This is a genomic window from Paenibacillus sp. S150, assembly GCF_019352175.1.
In the GTDB taxonomy this organism is placed as follows: Bacteria; Bacillota; Bacilli; order Paenibacillales; family Paenibacillaceae; genus Paenibacillus_AQ.
Genome location: NZ_JACBYI010000003.1, coordinates 279,942 through 296,276, shown reverse-complemented (window position 1 = coordinate 296,276; position 16,335 = coordinate 279,942). Strand labels below are relative to the sequence as shown.

General features: G+C 49.1%; 14 protein-coding genes and 1 pseudogene. 10 read left to right on the top strand and 5 right to left on the bottom strand.

Annotation, left to right across the window (positions count from 1 at the left end; translation table 11 throughout):
* Positions 1-185: 185 nt before the first annotated feature.
* The 9 genes and pseudogenes from HYD27_RS05755 to mnhG all read left to right on the top strand — a co-directional run bounded on the left by HYD27_RS05755 (position 186) and on the right by mnhG (position 9,594).
* Positions 186-2,570, top strand: a complete 2,385-nt coding sequence (locus HYD27_RS05755) for a polyprenyl synthetase family protein (protein ID WP_219212441.1) — start codon at positions 186-188, stop codon at positions 2,568-2,570.
* A gap of 149 nt (positions 2,571-2,719) precedes the next feature.
* A pseudogene (locus HYD27_RS05750) lies at positions 2,720-2,860 on the top strand (class I SAM-dependent methyltransferase); the annotation flags it as partial.
* A 254-nt stretch (positions 2,861-3,114) separates the two neighbouring features.
* Positions 3,115-3,723, top strand: a complete 609-nt coding sequence (locus HYD27_RS05745; protein WP_219212438.1) for a universal stress protein — start codon at positions 3,115-3,117, stop codon at positions 3,721-3,723.
* Between the two features lie 65 nt (positions 3,724-3,788).
* A complete protein-coding gene (locus tag HYD27_RS05740; RefSeq protein WP_219212437.1) occupies positions 3,789-6,653 on the top strand; it encodes a Na+/H+ antiporter subunit A in 2,865 nt (954 codons plus the stop codon).
* Complete coding sequence (locus HYD27_RS05735) at positions 6,653-6,988, top strand: Na(+)/H(+) antiporter subunit C (protein WP_219212434.1); 336 nt, start codon at positions 6,653-6,655, stop codon at positions 6,986-6,988. Before HYD27_RS05740 ends, HYD27_RS05735 begins: the two co-directional genes overlap by 1 nt.
* A complete protein-coding gene (locus HYD27_RS05730; protein ID WP_219212432.1) occupies positions 6,985-8,463 on the top strand; it encodes a Na+/H+ antiporter subunit D in 1,479 nt (492 codons plus the stop codon). Before HYD27_RS05735 ends, HYD27_RS05730 begins: the two co-directional genes overlap by 4 nt.
* A gap of 6 nt (positions 8,464-8,469) precedes the next feature.
* The gene (locus HYD27_RS05725; protein WP_219212429.1) at positions 8,470-8,949 is read left to right on the top strand and encodes a Na+/H+ antiporter subunit E; all 480 of its coding nucleotides are present in this window, start codon (positions 8,470-8,472) and stop codon (positions 8,947-8,949) included.
* Positions 8,946-9,239 (top strand): Na(+)/H(+) antiporter subunit F1, encoded by a 294-nt coding sequence (locus HYD27_RS05720; protein ID WP_219212427.1) that lies wholly within the window; start codon positions 8,946-8,948, stop codon positions 9,237-9,239. The genes HYD27_RS05725 and HYD27_RS05720 overlap by 4 nt, the downstream gene beginning before the upstream one ends.
* Positions 9,214-9,594: a monovalent cation/H(+) antiporter subunit G gene (mnhG, locus tag HYD27_RS05715; RefSeq protein WP_219212528.1), complete on the top strand. Its 381-nt coding sequence runs from the start codon at positions 9,214-9,216 to the stop codon at positions 9,592-9,594. The genes HYD27_RS05720 and mnhG overlap by 26 nt, the downstream gene beginning before the upstream one ends.
* Positions 9,595-9,794: 200 nt before the next feature.
* Here mnhG and HYD27_RS05710 read toward each other — a convergent pair whose 3' ends face one another.
* The 3 genes from HYD27_RS05710 to HYD27_RS32890 form a co-directional block, all read right to left on the bottom strand.
* Entirely contained in the window at positions 9,795-10,268 is a 474-nt protein-coding gene (locus HYD27_RS05710; RefSeq protein WP_219212425.1) for a GlcG/HbpS family heme-binding protein, read from the bottom strand.
* A gap of 43 nt (positions 10,269-10,311) precedes the next feature.
* Positions 10,312-11,211: an SDR family oxidoreductase gene (locus HYD27_RS05705; protein ID WP_219212423.1), complete on the bottom strand. Its 900-nt coding sequence runs from the start codon at positions 11,209-11,211 to the stop codon at positions 10,312-10,314.
* 163 nt (positions 11,212-11,374) lie between these two features.
* Positions 11,375-11,530: a histidine kinase dimerization/phospho-acceptor domain-containing protein gene (locus HYD27_RS32890; protein WP_375373895.1), complete on the bottom strand. Its 156-nt coding sequence runs from the start codon at positions 11,528-11,530 to the stop codon at positions 11,375-11,377.
* Between the two features lie 165 nt (positions 11,531-11,695).
* Here HYD27_RS32890 and HYD27_RS05700 point away from each other — a divergent pair, with 165 nt between their 5' ends.
* A complete protein-coding gene (locus tag HYD27_RS05700) occupies positions 11,696-13,816 on the top strand; it encodes a methyl-accepting chemotaxis protein (RefSeq protein WP_219212421.1) in 2,121 nt (706 codons plus the stop codon).
* Between the two features lie 561 nt (positions 13,817-14,377).
* Here the strand turns inward: HYD27_RS05700 and HYD27_RS05695 are convergent.
* Positions 14,378-14,740, bottom strand: a complete 363-nt coding sequence (locus HYD27_RS05695) for a hypothetical protein (protein ID WP_219212419.1) — start codon at positions 14,738-14,740, stop codon at positions 14,378-14,380.
* Between the two features lie 494 nt (positions 14,741-15,234).
* The gene (locus tag HYD27_RS05690; RefSeq protein ID WP_219212417.1) at positions 15,235-16,122 is read right to left on the bottom strand and encodes a sulfurtransferase; all 888 of its coding nucleotides are present in this window, start codon (positions 16,120-16,122) and stop codon (positions 15,235-15,237) included.
* Positions 16,123-16,335 lie beyond the last annotated feature (213 nt).

The following is a 16,335-nucleotide window of genomic DNA, read 5'->3' as shown; positions in this document are numbered from 1 at the left end:
AATATAGAATTTATATGCTTGGCACAGGCACCCAAACTCTTGGGTGTCTTATTTTGTGGTATGCATTCATTTTTCGTAACCATCCAGGTCCTTAGCCGTATAAAAATAAAACCATCATCCGAATTGCTTCCTCAGGATGAAATGCACCGATGATAAACAAATAAGAAATTGAGGTTGTGCATCGTATGAATGAAAAATTTAGAAATCATGCCAGCACCAGCTATCGCATGGCAGAGCAGAAGGCAGCCCTGTATTTTTCATCCCTCTATGATCAAGTCATGGACAAATCCTATGTGGCTGCTCTTACAGAGGATATCCAAAAATGGAAGAGAAAGCATGTCCGTCGCTTTCCGTGGGCAGCTTTTATATCGAAGGGGAACAGCAAGCCGGATACCCGTGATTATTACAGATATATTCAATGGCTGAGTAACAGTGGTAAATTGGATGAATATCTGAGCCGGAGTGTCTCTTATATTTATATGAGGGATCTGGGCAAGGCTGTGGATTCTCCTGTCACACAGGCCCGCATTCAGCGTGCGGCTGCGGACTTGAAGAAATATCTGCTTCAGTCCATCAGCGCTGATAAACCGGATCAGCCGGAGTCTATGAATCTGGCAGGGGTGTACCGCTGGGCCCAAAAGGAAGGCATAGAAGCCGCCGCAATCTGGGTATTCAACAAGCTGAGGTCTGTTGCAGCGAACATTCCCGAGGGAATGAATGCGGAGCATGCCCAGCGTAAGCTGATCAAGATTATAGCCGGTGTTGTTCTGCATGTAATGGAAGAAATGGGCGACGGAGTTCCACCGGCGGAACGGTCGGTCAGACTGGACGAAGCGATCAGACTTGGTTACTCCTATGGCCTAACCTATCCTTTTATTGATGATCTGCTTGATTCACAGGTGTTGAACTTTCAAGAAAAAGAACAATATTCCGGTATGATACGCACAGCGCTGCTCACTGGAACTGCGCCTGAGCTTGGCGAATGGCAGGGGGACAACAGACGGCTGATTCATTATATACATTCGGAGCTCTCGGAGGCCTTTGAGTATATTAAGGAGCATCAGGAGCCTGACACCAGGCAGACGTTTTTCGGGCAGTCCTATATCTTTTTTCAAGCTCAGGATATCGACCGGATTAAGGTTTTGTCGCGAGCTGATTATACCAATGAAGAGCTGTATCTCCCCGTTATTTTGAAGTCTTCTTCGTCCCGGCTGATTGCCCGTTCCATCATTAGCGCTCCTGAGGATGAGGGGTTTGAGCAGCGGACCTTCTTTTTTGGCATCTATAATCAGCTTGCCGATGATTTTGCGGATATGGCCGACGATATGAAGGACGGGGCGGTAACGCCATATACCTATTATTTGCAGCATCGGGACCAAAGGCCGGATCTTATCAATCCCTTTGAGCTGTACTGGGCGGTCATTTTCCATCTGATCCATAACGTGTATGATGCGAGTCCCAAGGCCCGAGAGGTGATGCTTGACCGTGCAGTAAACGGGCTTAAGCGGTATAGAGAACGTGCAGGGGCGGATAAATATAATGAAGCAATGAAGATTTTTGCATCCGGCAATCCGGAATTCAACCTTCTCATCCAGACAATGGTGCGCAAAGCCGGCGATGTGGATTTCTTCGACAAGCTGCTCCGGGACCGGATGATCTTCCAGTTGAAGAATGATGCCAAGGAAAAGGAAGATTTTTTTAACACATTGAAAAATGTCCGCGCTCAAATTAATAGCCAATTGAAATTTATCAAGCCACAGGGAATTCCGGCAATGAAGGAACAGCTTATTGATGCTGCAAATTACAGCCTCGAAGGGGATGCGAAGCGCGTGCGTCCGATCCTGGCCTGGGTTATGGGCGTCAATGGCTATGGCTTGGAGGCAGCCTCAATCGTGCCGCTTCTGCGGTCCCTGGAGTATATGCATACCGCTTCGCTGATCTTTGATGACCTTCCCTCCCAGGATAATGCATCTACCCGCAGAGGCCGTCAGACCTTGCATGAGATTCACAGCAGCGCCATAGCAGAATTAACCGGTCTGTATCTGATTCAGAAGGCCATTGGGGAACAGGCGTCTCTCAACCGGTTCAATGCCGAAACCGTCCTTGCCTTGATGCGTTACTCGGCCCAAAAGGCAGAAGAGATGTGCATGGGGCAGGCTATGGATTTGGATTCAAAAGGAAAGGCGCTCACGCTTGAGCAGCTGAATATGGTTTGTTTTTACAAAACAGGATTGGGGTTTGAGGCCTGCCTGGTTATGCCGGCCATGCTGGCACAGGCCAGTGAGGCGGAAATTCATGCGCTCAAGAAGTTCGCTTATCATCTGGGGATTGCTTTTCAAATCAGAGATGATCTGCTGGATGTGGAGGGAGACACGGAGGTGCTCGGAAAACCGGTTGGCCAGGATGCGGATAATAACCATTCGAATTTCGTATCCGTTCTGGGTCTGGATGGTGCCGGTAAAGCGATGTGGGAACATTATTGCCTCGCCATGGAAGCCGAGAGAGAGGTGCCCCGCAATATCACTTTTCTGAAGCATTTAATGAATTATGTGGTAAGCAGGGACCGTTAACAGTCATTATATGTTGAATTTACAGCTCCATCTGGTGACAGCCTGCGGTGGAAGGCACTGCGGTCAACGGTCAAATAGTCTGCCAGATCACTCCTGCTGAACGGAATTTCGAAATATGGCGAATTGTTTTTTTGCTTGGAGCTGTAAATATCCATGTCAGACAGGGAAACGCCATGAAGCTTCCTTTTGACGATAACAGCTTTGATGCAGTACTCAACGAGTCTATGCTGACGATGCTGAACCAGAGTGCAAAGGAAAAGGCGGTGGCCGAATATTTCCGTGTTCTTAAAAAAATTAATTACCCCATCTTCCGTGCCTGAGAGAAGAAGAGGAGACAAAAAGCCCGCGTGGACGCGGCCGGCTATCGTAACAATTTTGTCTTTTTCATGTCCGTAAACTTTACAATCAGCATCTGAATAGATATAATTTAATTATAACTTTTAAGGGTTTGAAACAACAGAAAGGGGCCTAACGCCAGTAGGCTCCTTTTGTATTTCTTGCCCATGTTAACAGGAGGGCGAAGGTCATTCACAAGGAAAAGATTATGGTATGTGTTCATTATGGTCCGCACGGGGAGCGTTTAATCCGGCGTGGTGTCCAGCTATCGGAGATGATCGGGGCGCCGCTATATGTGCTCAATGTGGATAGTTCGGACAGTGATGAATATAACCAGAGCAAAGAAATGTTTATGGCGGTCTGGAAGCGTCTGGCCGAGGAAGCCGGGGCAGAGTTTATGGTCCGCAAACGCCGGGGACGCAAGACAACGGACGTAATTGTTGAAGCAGCAGAAGAAAAAGAAGTCACTCAGATCATTATCGGGCAATCGGCCCAAACGCTGTGGCAGGAACTGACCAAGCGCAACTTTGTCAATGAGCTTATCAGCAAAATGAAGATGATGGATCTGCATGTTGTTGCTGTTCAACGGATGCGCGCCGGTCTTGAAGAATCGCATGAAGAAGGCGTAATCTCCTATCTGGTGAAGAAGGGGGACGTCTACCAGCTCAGCGATGAACCGGAAGGCAACGATTCAATCAAAGGAAAATATTTTCACGAATTGCATACGGAATTTGAGAATGGCTTGTTCAGAATTGAGCAAGATGGTAAGGCAAGATATCTGCATATCTGCGAAGGGACACTGACCGATCCTTTATAATCGGCTTTGTCTTCCGGAAGTAAGTACCAATGTTCACAACTTGAAAAGTAGAGTGAAAAGGAGGCTTGCCTTTGCTTCATATAACCGTACTTGTTCCGTTTCTTCTGGCCCTGATGACAGCACTTCTACGCGGGAGGATGCGCAAGCTCCATAGAGGATGGCTTGTACTTGCCGCACCGCTGGTGTTGTTCATTTATTTCTTGAGCCGGATTCCGGTTATCAAGGGAGGGGAGTCCGGATATGAGACTGTATCATGGATTCCGTCCCTTGGTATTGATCTGGTGTTCCATCTGGATGGATTAAGCTTGCTGTTCGCATTATTAATTACGGGAATGGGTACGCTTGTAATCATTTATTCCATTTTTTATCTGGACAAACGCAAGGAAGAGCTGACCCCGTTTTATGTGTATCTCCTGTTATTTATGGGGGCGATGCTTGGGGCAGTGCTGTCCGACAACCTGATGGTCTTGTACGGATTCTGGGAGATGACGAGTGTATCGTCATTCCTGTTGATCGCTTACTGGCACCGAAGACAGAAGTCACGCTACGGCGCACTAAAGTCGATGCTGATTACGGTCTTCGGCGGTCTGGCGATGTTCGCAGGCTTCCTGATGCTGTATGTGATGACAGGTACCTTCAGCATCCGCGAGATCTGGAGCCAGGCCGGTGATATTAGCGGACACTCGCTGTTCATTCCGTCGCTGCTTCTGGTATTGCTTGGCGCCTTCACCAAATCGGCCCAGTTCCCTTTTCATATCTGGCTGCCGGATGCAATGGAAGCACCAACTCCGGTCAGTGCTTATCTGCACTCGGCGACTATGGTCAAAGCTGGTCTATATTTGGTCGCGCGTTTCAGCCCGGTCTTCGCGGGGCAACATGAGTGGTTTTGGATTGTGTCGGGCGTCGGCCTGATCACCTTGATCTATGGATCGATCCAGGCGATGAAGCAGACGGACCTGAAGGCTCTGTTAGCCTATTCTACAATCAGTCAGCTGGGACTGATTATGGGATTGCTTGGAATGGGGTCAGCGGCTTCGTTTTACACGGGTGAAGAGGCTGTTTTCTTCACCGCCGCAACCACGGCGGCCCTCTTCCATTTGATTAATCATGCCATATTCAAAGGTTCGCTGTTTATGGTGGTCGGGATTGTCGACCATGAGACCAATACCCGCGATCTGCGCAAGCTGGGAGGTCTGGTATCTCTGATGCCGGTGACCTTCACAGTGGCGATGATTGGCAGCTTTTCCATGGCAGGGCTGCCGCCGTTCGCCGGATTCTTGAGCAAGGAAATGTTCTTTACGGCTGTTCTGAATATCAGGGAGCTGGATATCCTTAACATTCAATCGTTTTTCACAATCTTTCCGGTTCTGGCCTGGATTGCGAGCGTATTTACCTTTACCTACAGTATGATTATGGTCTTCCATACCTTCTTCGGCAAATACCAGCCGGAGAAGCTGGATAAGAAACCGCACGAGGCGTCGTTTGGGCTTCTGCTTCCTCCTGTCCTCCTGGCACTGCTGGCCGTTGTGATTGGCTTATTCCCGAACATGCTGTCCAAGACACTGATTGTTCCGGGGATGAGTGCCATTCATCCGCAGCTGGCGGCAAGCTCCCCCTTTTATGTGAACATTTATTTCTGGCATGGCTTCACAACCGAAATCTGGATGACTCTTGGTGTTGTAATACTTGGGATAATCGTTTACCGTCTATACGGCCGCCTGAGTCTCGTTGATAAAGAGTGGGGTGGAGGATACACTCTAAACCAAGTCTATGACGGCAGCATCCGGCTGGTAGAACGGTCGTCCCGTTCGTTGACCGGACTGTATATGACAGGCTCCATGCGTCATTATCTTATGTACATCTTTACATTGCTCATTGTTGCAGTAGGCGGATCAATGCTGTACACGGAAGGAATTACGTTTGGCCAAGGGGAATATGCCCCGATCTCCTTCTTTGAGGTGGTTGCAGTACTGGTCATGCTGGCCGGTGCGCTCGCCATTCCGTTTGCAAAATCCAGAATTTCGGCGATTCTGTTGACGGGAATGGTTGGATATATGGTGACGCTGCTCTTTATCCTGTTCCGGGCGCCCGACCTGGCGCTTACGCAAATGATCGTCGAAGTCGTGTCGGTCACGCTGTTCCTGCTCTGTTTCCGGCATTTGCCCAGACTCACACGCGAGAAGGTCAAATTCCGGTTGAAGCTGCCGAAGCTGATAATTTCCATCGGGTTCGGTGTAATAATGATGCTTGTAGCACTGGCGGCTCTTGGCAGCAGCCCGTTCGAGTCCATTTCAAGCTACTACGTGGAGAACAGCTATACTCTGGGCGGCGGCAAAAACATTGTTAATGTGCTGCTTGTTGATTTCCGCGGCTTTGATACCATGTTTGAGATCACGGTGCTTGGACTTGTCTCACTGGCCATTTATTCCATGATTAAGCTGCAGCTTGAACCGGACAGTAAACCCGCTCTGGTGAAGAGTGGGCTTGACGGGAACAAGCCGCGCTTTGCCCGCAGCAACGATGTGCTGCTGCAGTCGGTGGCCAAAGTGGCATTCGTGATCATCATTACATTCTCGCTGTACTTATTCTTTGCCGGTCATAACAATCCGGGGGGCGGCTTTATAGGGGCGCTGATGGCTGCTGCGGCGCTCGTGCTGCTCTCGATTGCGTTCGGTGCGGAGTTTGTGGAGAAGGTACTGCCTGTCGATTACCGTAAATTAATTGCGGCCGGGATTTCAATAGCATTTCTCACAGGGGCAGGCTCCTTTGTGTTCGATGTTCCCTTCCTTACCCAGGCCTTTGGATATTTCGAACTGCCGATTATGGGCAAAACGGAACTTACCACAGCGATGCTGTTCGATCTGGGAGTATACCTGTCGGTTATCGGTGTCACCATGAATATTATTTTTACGATCGGGAGGGATAGCTGATGGAACTCCTTATTGTCCTGGCGATCGGTGTCTTATTTACTGTTGGTGTGTATCTGGTCCTCTCCAAAAGCCTGCTCCGCATCCTTCTGGGGACGACGCTGCTGACTCACGGCGTTCATCTGCTGCTGCTGACCATGGCGGGCCTTAAGACTGGCGCTTCCCCGCTGCTTGGCGAGAAAGCGGACGCTTATGTCGATCCGCTGCCCCAGGCGCTTATTCTCACTTCGATTGTAATCAGCTTTGGGGTTTCAGCATTCTTCATTGTACTGGCCTACCGGGCATACCGCTCGGCAGGGATGGATGATGTGGAAGGAAGCAAGGGGGAGAGAGAATGAACAACCTGCTGGTGCTGCCTCTGCTCATTCCGGCATTTACGGCGGTCATATTGATTTTTCTGAAAGACAGGATTAACCTGCAGCGTATTATCAGTGCAGTCAGTGTATTTATGAATATTGCTGTTGCGGTAGTCATTGTATATCAGGTAAGTACGAATGGGATTCAAACGCTGTATATGGGGGGATGGATGCCCCCTTATGGCATCGTCTTTGTTGCTGATATGTTTGCGGCGCTGCTGGTATTGACGACGTCGGTTGTAGGCGCAGCCTGCCTGTTCTATTCCTTCGCGAGTATCGGTGAACAGCGGGAGCGGTTTTACTTCTATACGTTTTTCCATTTCCTGCTGACCGGTGTGTTCGGGTCCTTTCTCACCGGAGACCTGTTTAACCTGTTCGTATGCTTCGAGGTACTGCTGGTCGCCTCATATGCTATGATTGTGCTGGGCGGGACCAAGGTCCAGCTGCGTGAGACGTTAAAATATATACTCGTCAATGTGATTTCCTCCAGCTTGTTTGTAGCGGCAATCGCCTATCTATATGCAGCGACAGGTACGCTTAATATGGCTCATCTGGCAATGCGTGTGGCCGAGGCCGGGCAGGGCGGTGTTATGAATGTTATTGCAGTGCTGCTGCTGCTGGTATTCTCGCTCAAAGCCGGTCTGCTGCTGTTCTTCTGGCTCCCGGATTCATACAGTGCTCCGCCTTTGGCAGTAAGAGCATTGTTCGGGGCTTTGCTGACCAAGGTGGGGCTGTATGCCATCACGCGCACATTCTCGCTGATTTTTGTTCACGACCCGGGCCTGACGCATACGCTGATCGGCTGGATGGCCGGAGCAACGATGATTCTTGGTGCCGTCGGGGCGCTGGCTTACAATGATCTAAGCCGGATCTTTAATTATAATATTGTGATCAGTGTGGGCTTTATTGCTTTTGGCATATCGACCCTGACCCAGGATTCATTGAACGGGGTAGTATTCTATCTGATGCACGATATGATTGCCAAGGCGCTGCTGTTCTTCCTGGGCGGACTGATTATCGCAGCCTCCGGAACAGAGCAGCTGAGGCAGATGGGCGGTTTGATCCGCCGGTATCCATGGACGGGCTGGATGTTTTTTATCCTGACACTTGCGCTTGTAGGCGTACCGCCGCTTAGCGGCTTTGCCGGAAAAGTGATGATGGTCCGCAGCGGCTTCGGAGAGCAGCATGCCGCGCTTGCACTGATTGCGCTGGCTTCAAGCTTCGTCGTATTGTATTCGCTGATCAAAGTGTTCCAGCAGGTGTTCTGGGGAGGCGAGAAGAACGAAGTGGAAGTGCACCCTTTGCGTTACAAAGCGATGATGGCCCCGGCCGCTGTGCTGTTTACCCTCGTAATTCTGATGGGTGTCGGCGCCGAGACGGTGAACGGATATGTTCTTCAAGCCGGAGCTGTGCTGGCTGATCCGGCAGAATACATTAACGCTGTCATGAAGGAGTAGATGAAGATGGCCTTTCAAATATTATTGAATTTCATGATAGCGTTCTTGTGGATGTTCTTGAATAATGACTGGGCGGCATCCGGTTTCATCGTCGGATATCTTCTGGGTATCGCTGTTCTGTTCGGACTGCGGCGTTTCTTCGACGGACGTTTGTATCTTGGCAGGGGATGGGCCATTATTAAGCTGGCTGCCCTGCTGCTGCGTGAACTGGTCGTATCCAGTTATGTTGTGGTGAAGGCCGTGCTTAGGCCGAAGCTGGATATTCGTCCGGCCATTCTAATGTACACTACAGAGCTGAAGTCGGACTGGGAAGTGGCTGTGCTGATTACACTGCTATGCCTAACACCAGGGTCGGTGGTGCTGGAGGTTTCAAAAGATAACCGGACATTATATATTCACGCTATGGATATAAGGGATGCTGAACAGTTCAGAGACAATATCCGCAACACGTTCGAGCGTGCGATTCTGGAGGTGTCCCGCTCATGATTAACTTTATACTTATGCTGTCCATATCAATTATGGTAATCTCCATTGCTATTTGCGCCTGGAGGCTGGTCAAAGGGCCGTCGCTGCCTGACCGGGTCGCAGCGCTGGATACGATTGGAATCAACCTGCTTGCAATGGTGGCAGTCCTCTCGGTCTTGTTCAGAACACAAGCCTTTATAGAATATATTCTGCTCATCGGAATTCTCTCTTTTATCGGAACCATGGCGCTTGCCAGATATATCGAAAGGGGAGTGGTGTTTGAATATGGAAATGATCAAGACGGCAGCTGAACTGGTGTTCGCATTGCTTATTCTGACAGGTGCTCTGCTTAGTGCCGTCAGCTCTGTTGGACTGATCCGCCTGCCGGATGTATATCTGAGATCACATGCCGCAGCCAAAAGCGCCACGCTTGGAGTGTTATGTGTTCTCAGCGGGGCCTTTCTCTACTTTGCTTTTTTTCTCGATTTCATCAGTGTCAAGCTGCTGCTCGGAATCGTCTTCGTATTTATGACTTCGCCTCTGTCCGCCCACCTGACTGGCCGGGCGGCCTACCGGTCCGGAGTTCCGCTCTGGAACCGCCGTATTCAGGATGATCTGAAAGAGGTATTGGAGAAAGAAAGGATCAGGACAGATTCATCATCATAGGCTCATGACAACAGCAGGGATGTTTCCCAAGCCGTGCAGCGGCTTAAGGGACATCCCTGTTTTGTTGTAACGGACCCGAAGAGAACGGCTGGATACCATCCCGGGTGCGGGCGGAGCACCGCCGACTAAATCATGGCCGAAGCAGGCATGAAGGTGCAGGAACAATTGGGTCCGGCGGCGGCGGAGCAATTATTTTTCCTTTAAATTCTGAACGAATCATTCGAACCTATGCGGGCGGATACAAATGCTACAGCTCCGGCTTGCTGTATACTTACGAAGGCTTGAACAGCAGCGTTCGCAACTTCTATATCCTGGGAGCCCGTTCCCCCGCTCACGCCGATGCCGCCTGCGGTCTTGCCTTCTGCGGCGAACGGAATGCCTCCGCCCAGGATGGTAATCTTCCCTTGATGGGTTGTGTTGATCCCATAGGCATCACCTCCGGGTTGGGCAATCCGCGCCAGGTTGTCCGTCGGCATTTGCAGGGCTGCGCTCGTCCATGCCTTGCCCATGGAGACCTCAATATCGGCGATCCGGGCGTTGTCCATGCGGTGAAAGGCGATCAGATTTGCACCTTCATCGACGATTGCAATATCGCAGGAAAGCCCCAGTTCACGGGCTTTCTGTTCCGCGGCTGCAAGCAATTGTTTGGCTATTGCCAATGTAAGTTTGACCAACCTATTCGCTCCTTTGAGGTTTCAATGGATTCCGGGCCATTTATCAGGTGACGATGGAGCCTCCATTCACAAAAATAACCTGCCCTGACATGTATGAAGCATCGTCTGAAGCCAGCAGCACATAGGCAGGAGCCAGCTCGAACGGTTGTCCCGGGCGTTTCAAGGGTACCTCCGTGCCAAATGTGCTTACTTCTTCTGCGGTAAATGCGGAGGGGATCAACGGGGTCCAGGTCGGCCCGGGCGCCACCGCATTAACCCGAATGCCTTGATCGGCAAGCGAGAGGGCCAAAGAGCGGGTGAAGGAGACGATGGCTCCTTTGGTGGCCGTGTAATCAATCATGTTGCTCATTCCTGAAAAGGCTGTATCCGAGGTCGTATTAATGATGGAGCTTCCTGCAGGGAGATGGGGCAAAGCCGCCTTCGTCATATCAAAGAAGGAAATAATATTCGTCTGGAAGGTATTCATCAGTTGCTCTCTGCTAATATCCATAATGCTTTTTTGATGAAACTGCACACCGTGATTGTTGACCAGAACATCCAACTTTCCATAAGCTTTTATCGCAGCTTCCACTACAGAATGACAGTTTTCCTCTTGTCTTAAATCTACAGCAACCGGCAAACATTGCCGGCCCAGATTGTTGATCATTTGCTTCGTTTCGGCCGCATCCTGATGCTCATCCAGATAGGCGATGACCAGATCGGCACCCTCCTTGGCAAAAGCTATGGCGACAGCCCTGCCAATCCCGCTGTCCCCCCCTGTAACAATCGCTATCTTGTTTTTCAGCTTCCCGCTGCCTGTGTAGCCGGGATTTTGTGACAGCGGTCGAGGGTTCATCAAATATTCATACCCTGGATGCCGATTCTGATGCTGCGGCGGAAAGACGACCGGGACGTTGGTGCATTGCTGCTTCCAGCCGATATACGGATATATGAAATAAGGCATGCCTTGATCCTCCTCTTGGTATCAATATCACACTTTATTCCACTGGATTTGGGAATATGAAATATTTTTGTGGATAGGGGGAGGAGGCGCCGCAGCTGTTTTACAGGACAGCCCTGAAAGTTCCAGGCCGTTGTGTTTTTTATTTCAGTGTGATTTCTTTTTTTCAGTTGAGCTCTTGGCCCTGATCGTTTTTGAACTGGAAAACAACCTCGCCTGTTTCCGCAAAGCCCTTTACGATGCCGAGAGGCGTCTTCAGCTCGTGTGATATGTTGGCAATCTTACACCTGAAATCCTCGGTTCGATATTCTTGCCGTAGCATTAGTATTATTTTTCAGAAAATTCAGACAAATCATCATGTTTTTTATGCAAATATACTTATTTTCTGAAATAATCTAAATTTTTCAACTTATTTCGTCGATAGTAAACATTGAAACCATGTTCAACTGACAAATATGGTGAAAAAATATTCGGAGGTCATTAGAAGATGAACCAGGAAGAGCCAACCCAACTACATACGATAACAACTGCAAAGCAAGCACACCAACCTCCGAAGGAACGGTTGAAGGTACGCCAAGCTATAGCTAAAAAAGGGGGGAATTACAAGTGGTATAAATCTTTTATGGGAAAGATGATAACTGTGCTTTTGTTAGTGCTTCTCATCCCTAGCAGCTTAATAGGATTTGTTTCGTATGATAGTGCAAAGAGCGAAGTTAATAAACAAATTCAGATAGGCGTCAAGGCAAGTTTGAATATTGCCCAGAATACGATAGGTCAAATTTTCAATTCGGTTGTCAGAGAGCTCGACCAGACCGCATATTTTCTGGAGTCAGGTTCAGATCTGGATAATGCTGCGGCTTTGCAGAATCGGCTCAATTATTTACTTGAAACCATGTCATATCTTGAATCTGTTATAGTTGAGCAAGCGGACGGTAGCATGGTATCCGCACCGATTTCCACTGAAGGCAGTATAGTTTCGCTGGAACAAGAGTTAAATCAAAGCATCTCCGAAAACGCAAAGAAATATCAGATTTCGACGCCTGAAACAGACCCGCTGACCGGGAATCAGGTAGTCACTTTTACTCGTAAACTGGAAGGCAGCGGGAGTACATTGAAGTTCAGCGTCAGCACAAGTAAGATTTCCGAACTGATAAGCAACTTTAATATCGGTGAAAATGGGAGTTTGCTTATCCTTACTCCTGAGCGTGAAGTTGTTGCGGGCGCAGGTAATTTGTATACATATGGATTTGATCTAGGGTTCCCGTTCAAGGAAATCGAGCAGATTCCTGCAGACTTTACACCTGGCAAAGCTGACGATTTTTTTGCTTCGGAGATACAAACTGATGTTACAGGAGAAACAATCTATCTGAATGCGTTAAGCGCAATCGATCCGACAACCGGTTGGGAAATTAGCGCTTTGGTAGGCGCAGAAGATTATATTAACGCGGTTAAGCCAATTAAGATAGCTGTCTTATCTTATATCGCTGTAAGTTTTGTTTTTTCCTGTTTGCTTATAGTCTACCTTTGGAGAGCCTTCAAACGTCCTATTAAGAACCTGCAATCCAGTATCCAAACGATTCGTGAAGGTGATCTGACGGGAAGAGTAGCCTATAATAAGAAGGATGAGTTTGGATTATTGGCCTCCAATTTCAATCATATGACAATGTCTTTACAAAATATGGTGACGGCCGTTAAATCGGCTTCCGAGATGTTGGCAGCATCCGCTGATATCATTCAGAAGAGTACACAGGAGACGACTGAGTCTGTGAACCATGTTACTGAAATAGTTCAGGAAAATGCAGAGTATGCAGTTAGTGGTGCGGAAGCCGCTAAACAGGCGGCTAGTACAATTGATGAAATGGCCCGCGGCATTGTATCTGTCGCTGAATCTGCGGGAGTCATTGTGGAAGCTGCTTACAAGACAGGCGAACAGGTCAGTGTCGGCAATAATCATATTCAGGAAGTCGGTAATCAGATGAACAGAATTATGTCCGCCGTTGATGATTCTTCCGGAATTATGAACGAGCTGTCCATGCTCTCCGGCGAAGCGGGAAAGATGACAGTGGCAATTTCCGATATTTCCAGACAAACCAATTTGCTGTCCTTGAATGCCGCCATCGAGGCTTCACGTGCCGGCGAGAACGGGCGGGGGTTTGCGGTCGTTGCGTCTGAAGTTCGGAAATTGTCTGAGCAGTCAAACCAAACTGCTGTGCAGATCGGCAGCACCCTCAACCGAATGATCGAATTAATTCATCGTTCAAACCAAGCGCTGCAGGGGAATGTCCGTGAGCAGCTTAATCAGGGATTACAGGTTTCAACTGACGCAGCCGATGCTTTCAGCGGTATTGAACAGTCGACCACGCTCATTAATGGAATGATCCAAGATATATCTGCTTCAGCCGAGCAGATGTCAGCCAGTACGGAACAGGTTTCAGCTACGGTGTTTGAGCTTTCCAATATTTCCAAACGGACGGCGGACAGCGCTCAATCAACCTCGGCTTCAACTGAGGAGCAAATGGCCATGATGCTAGAAATCAATCACTCCACTCATGAACTGGCTGGAATTTCCGAAAGTTTACAGGAGCTGATCAAAAAATTCAAGGTCTGAAAGTACGGGCTTTAGCATTCGCATATTAATAGCTTAGAAAATTTCTCTTGTTGCTCTGTACGATTTGTACCCCGGCATAACTTCAGCACAAAGAGCCCGCGTCCTGCGCGGGCTCTTTGTAATTTATTCTTCCACCGTCGCCACCGGATTCTCGCTATATGAAATCCAGTCGCTCCAGCTCCTTACTCCCCCACGCCCCCGATTCTTGAATAGTTCCAACGAAAAAAAATGGGGGTTCGGAGCAGCGCGGCGGGAATGCCTCGGAAGACATGCCAACGCCCGTTTTCAACGACCTCCCTTGGCGCTTGGGCGGACTTGTGGAGCAAGAAGCCCGTGGAGGACGGGGCTGGAGCGGCAAGACGGTTTGAGTCGGGCAAGTCATCCACCCTGTGGCTAGGTCAAGCCGAACGGATCGCCAACAAAAGGCCAAGCGAAGTAAAGTAACACCCGAAGGGGGGACAAGTGTCCAACGCTGTTGCTTGCAAGCCATCGTAATTGAGAAACTATCGTATCCTTAATAAAGAGAAGTGCATCAAGCTTCTTCGATCTTAAGCCATGCTTCTAACTCAAAGATAGTATCTGCATAGCGTATAATGGAGTGTATCGTCCATCTATCCAATCAAAAACAAGATAGAATTGATCGTCTACTTCATGAATAGAATTTTCACTGAACACTTTAGCCGGTAGGGCAGGCACATAGCCTGCAGCAACATTGGCAATCCGTTCTGAGTCAATAAAGTTTTTCATGGCAGTAGGTCTGCGCATGATTTCTGGGTTTAGTGCTTTGACTACGTATCTCCCGAGAGTGGTTTTTAACGCATACATTCGGTGCATAAACCCGCCACTCACTGCTACAGGCGCTTCTACTATCTCTCCGAGCATTAAATAATTACATAGCTTTTCAAGCTGTACTATCTCGCTCAACTTTTGCAACTCCTTTTAGGCACCTCAACCCAAGTCCCCTCAAAATACACAGCAGTATCGTAACCTTTTAACCACGGCTATCTGAACAGTCGATCTGCATATCTAATTCACTTAATTTTTCATATTTTACAATCCACGACAACAGCAACACACAAACGTTTGACTTCCGCCGCAATCACCTTAAATCACCATTTTTGTTGACTTCATGTTGAATGAGTACTTATCGCTGTTGAGCCGTTGACTGATTTGATCAACCGCTTCATAAGTCGTAACTGCCGGCTTTCATTGTTTGCGTACAGCGGTGAGGACGTATGCTCGGTGGGCTGTACGATAAATAAAGAATCATACAAACAGGCGCTCGGTGCGGGGCTTCCTGAAAATGTTTACAGAGAGCGAGCGTTGACTCCTTGTTGACTTCGACGATCCCGAGCACGTAGCAAAGAAGTACATCGCTACATGAACGATGTACTCCGAGTCACATGCTGCTATGCCGTTTAAGCCTTTTCTTTGTCGCCAGTGGCTACAGGGTTTTGAGGGTACGAACTCCAATCGCTCCAGCTCCCCGCATACAGCCGGACATTCTTGAATCCGGCCTTCTCCAGCGCCAGCACATTGGGGCAGGCGGTTACGCCGGAGCCGCAGTAGACGATGATCTCAGCGTCTTGGTCCAGCTCGGAGAAATGCTCCTGCAACTCCTCAGCGCTCTTAAAGCTGCCGTCTGCGTGCTGCGTATCCTTCCAGAAGTAGTTGACCGCGCCCGGGATATGTCCGGCCTTCTTGTCCAGCGTTTCATTCTGCCCGCGATAGCGGTCATTCGCGCGGGAGTCGATCAGCACGGGAAGAGCAGAGGTCGAATCTGAATCCGAAGCCGGAGCATTTTCAACCGTCTGTCCGGATACCCGGCGAACCTCACCGACATCTGCCAGCATCTGCGGCTGCACATTTGCTGTAAATGAACTTGGCACCCGCACCGGCTGATGATCCGTCACCGGGAATTCCGCTGCTTTCCAGGCGCTGAACCCGCCTTCCAGAATGAATGCCTGCTCATGTCCGAGGTAGCGCAGCAGCCACCAAAGCCGCGCAGCATTCATGCCATTCTCGTCATCATAGGCCACGATGCGTGTATCGTTGCCAATTCCGAGCTTCGAGAGGCGTGCAGCAAGCGCCTGCGGGTCGGGCAAGGGATGGCGTCCGCCGTGTTCCCCTGCAGGACTGGACAGATCAAGTTCCAAATCGAGATAGACAGCACCCGGAATATGCTCTTGTTCATAGCTTTCCCGGCCAGCCTCAGGTTTACCGAGTGTAAACCGGCAGTCGACGATTGTCTGCTCCGGCTCATAGAGTCTTGCCAGCAGCCAGCGCATGGAAACGGTAGCGTCCATAAGTATCCCATCCTTTGCATATATCAATATGAAATTTATTATAGCGGAAAAATGGAAATCCGCATAACCGGCTGCATGAGATCCGGAAAGAGCCTGAAAGCCAGCAGGGCAAGGGAAAACTTTTTTAATGTATATAACTAAAAGTACATTACTTACAATATTATATTTAATGGTGTATAATGATTGTATTGAAATAAATGAACAGTCGCACTA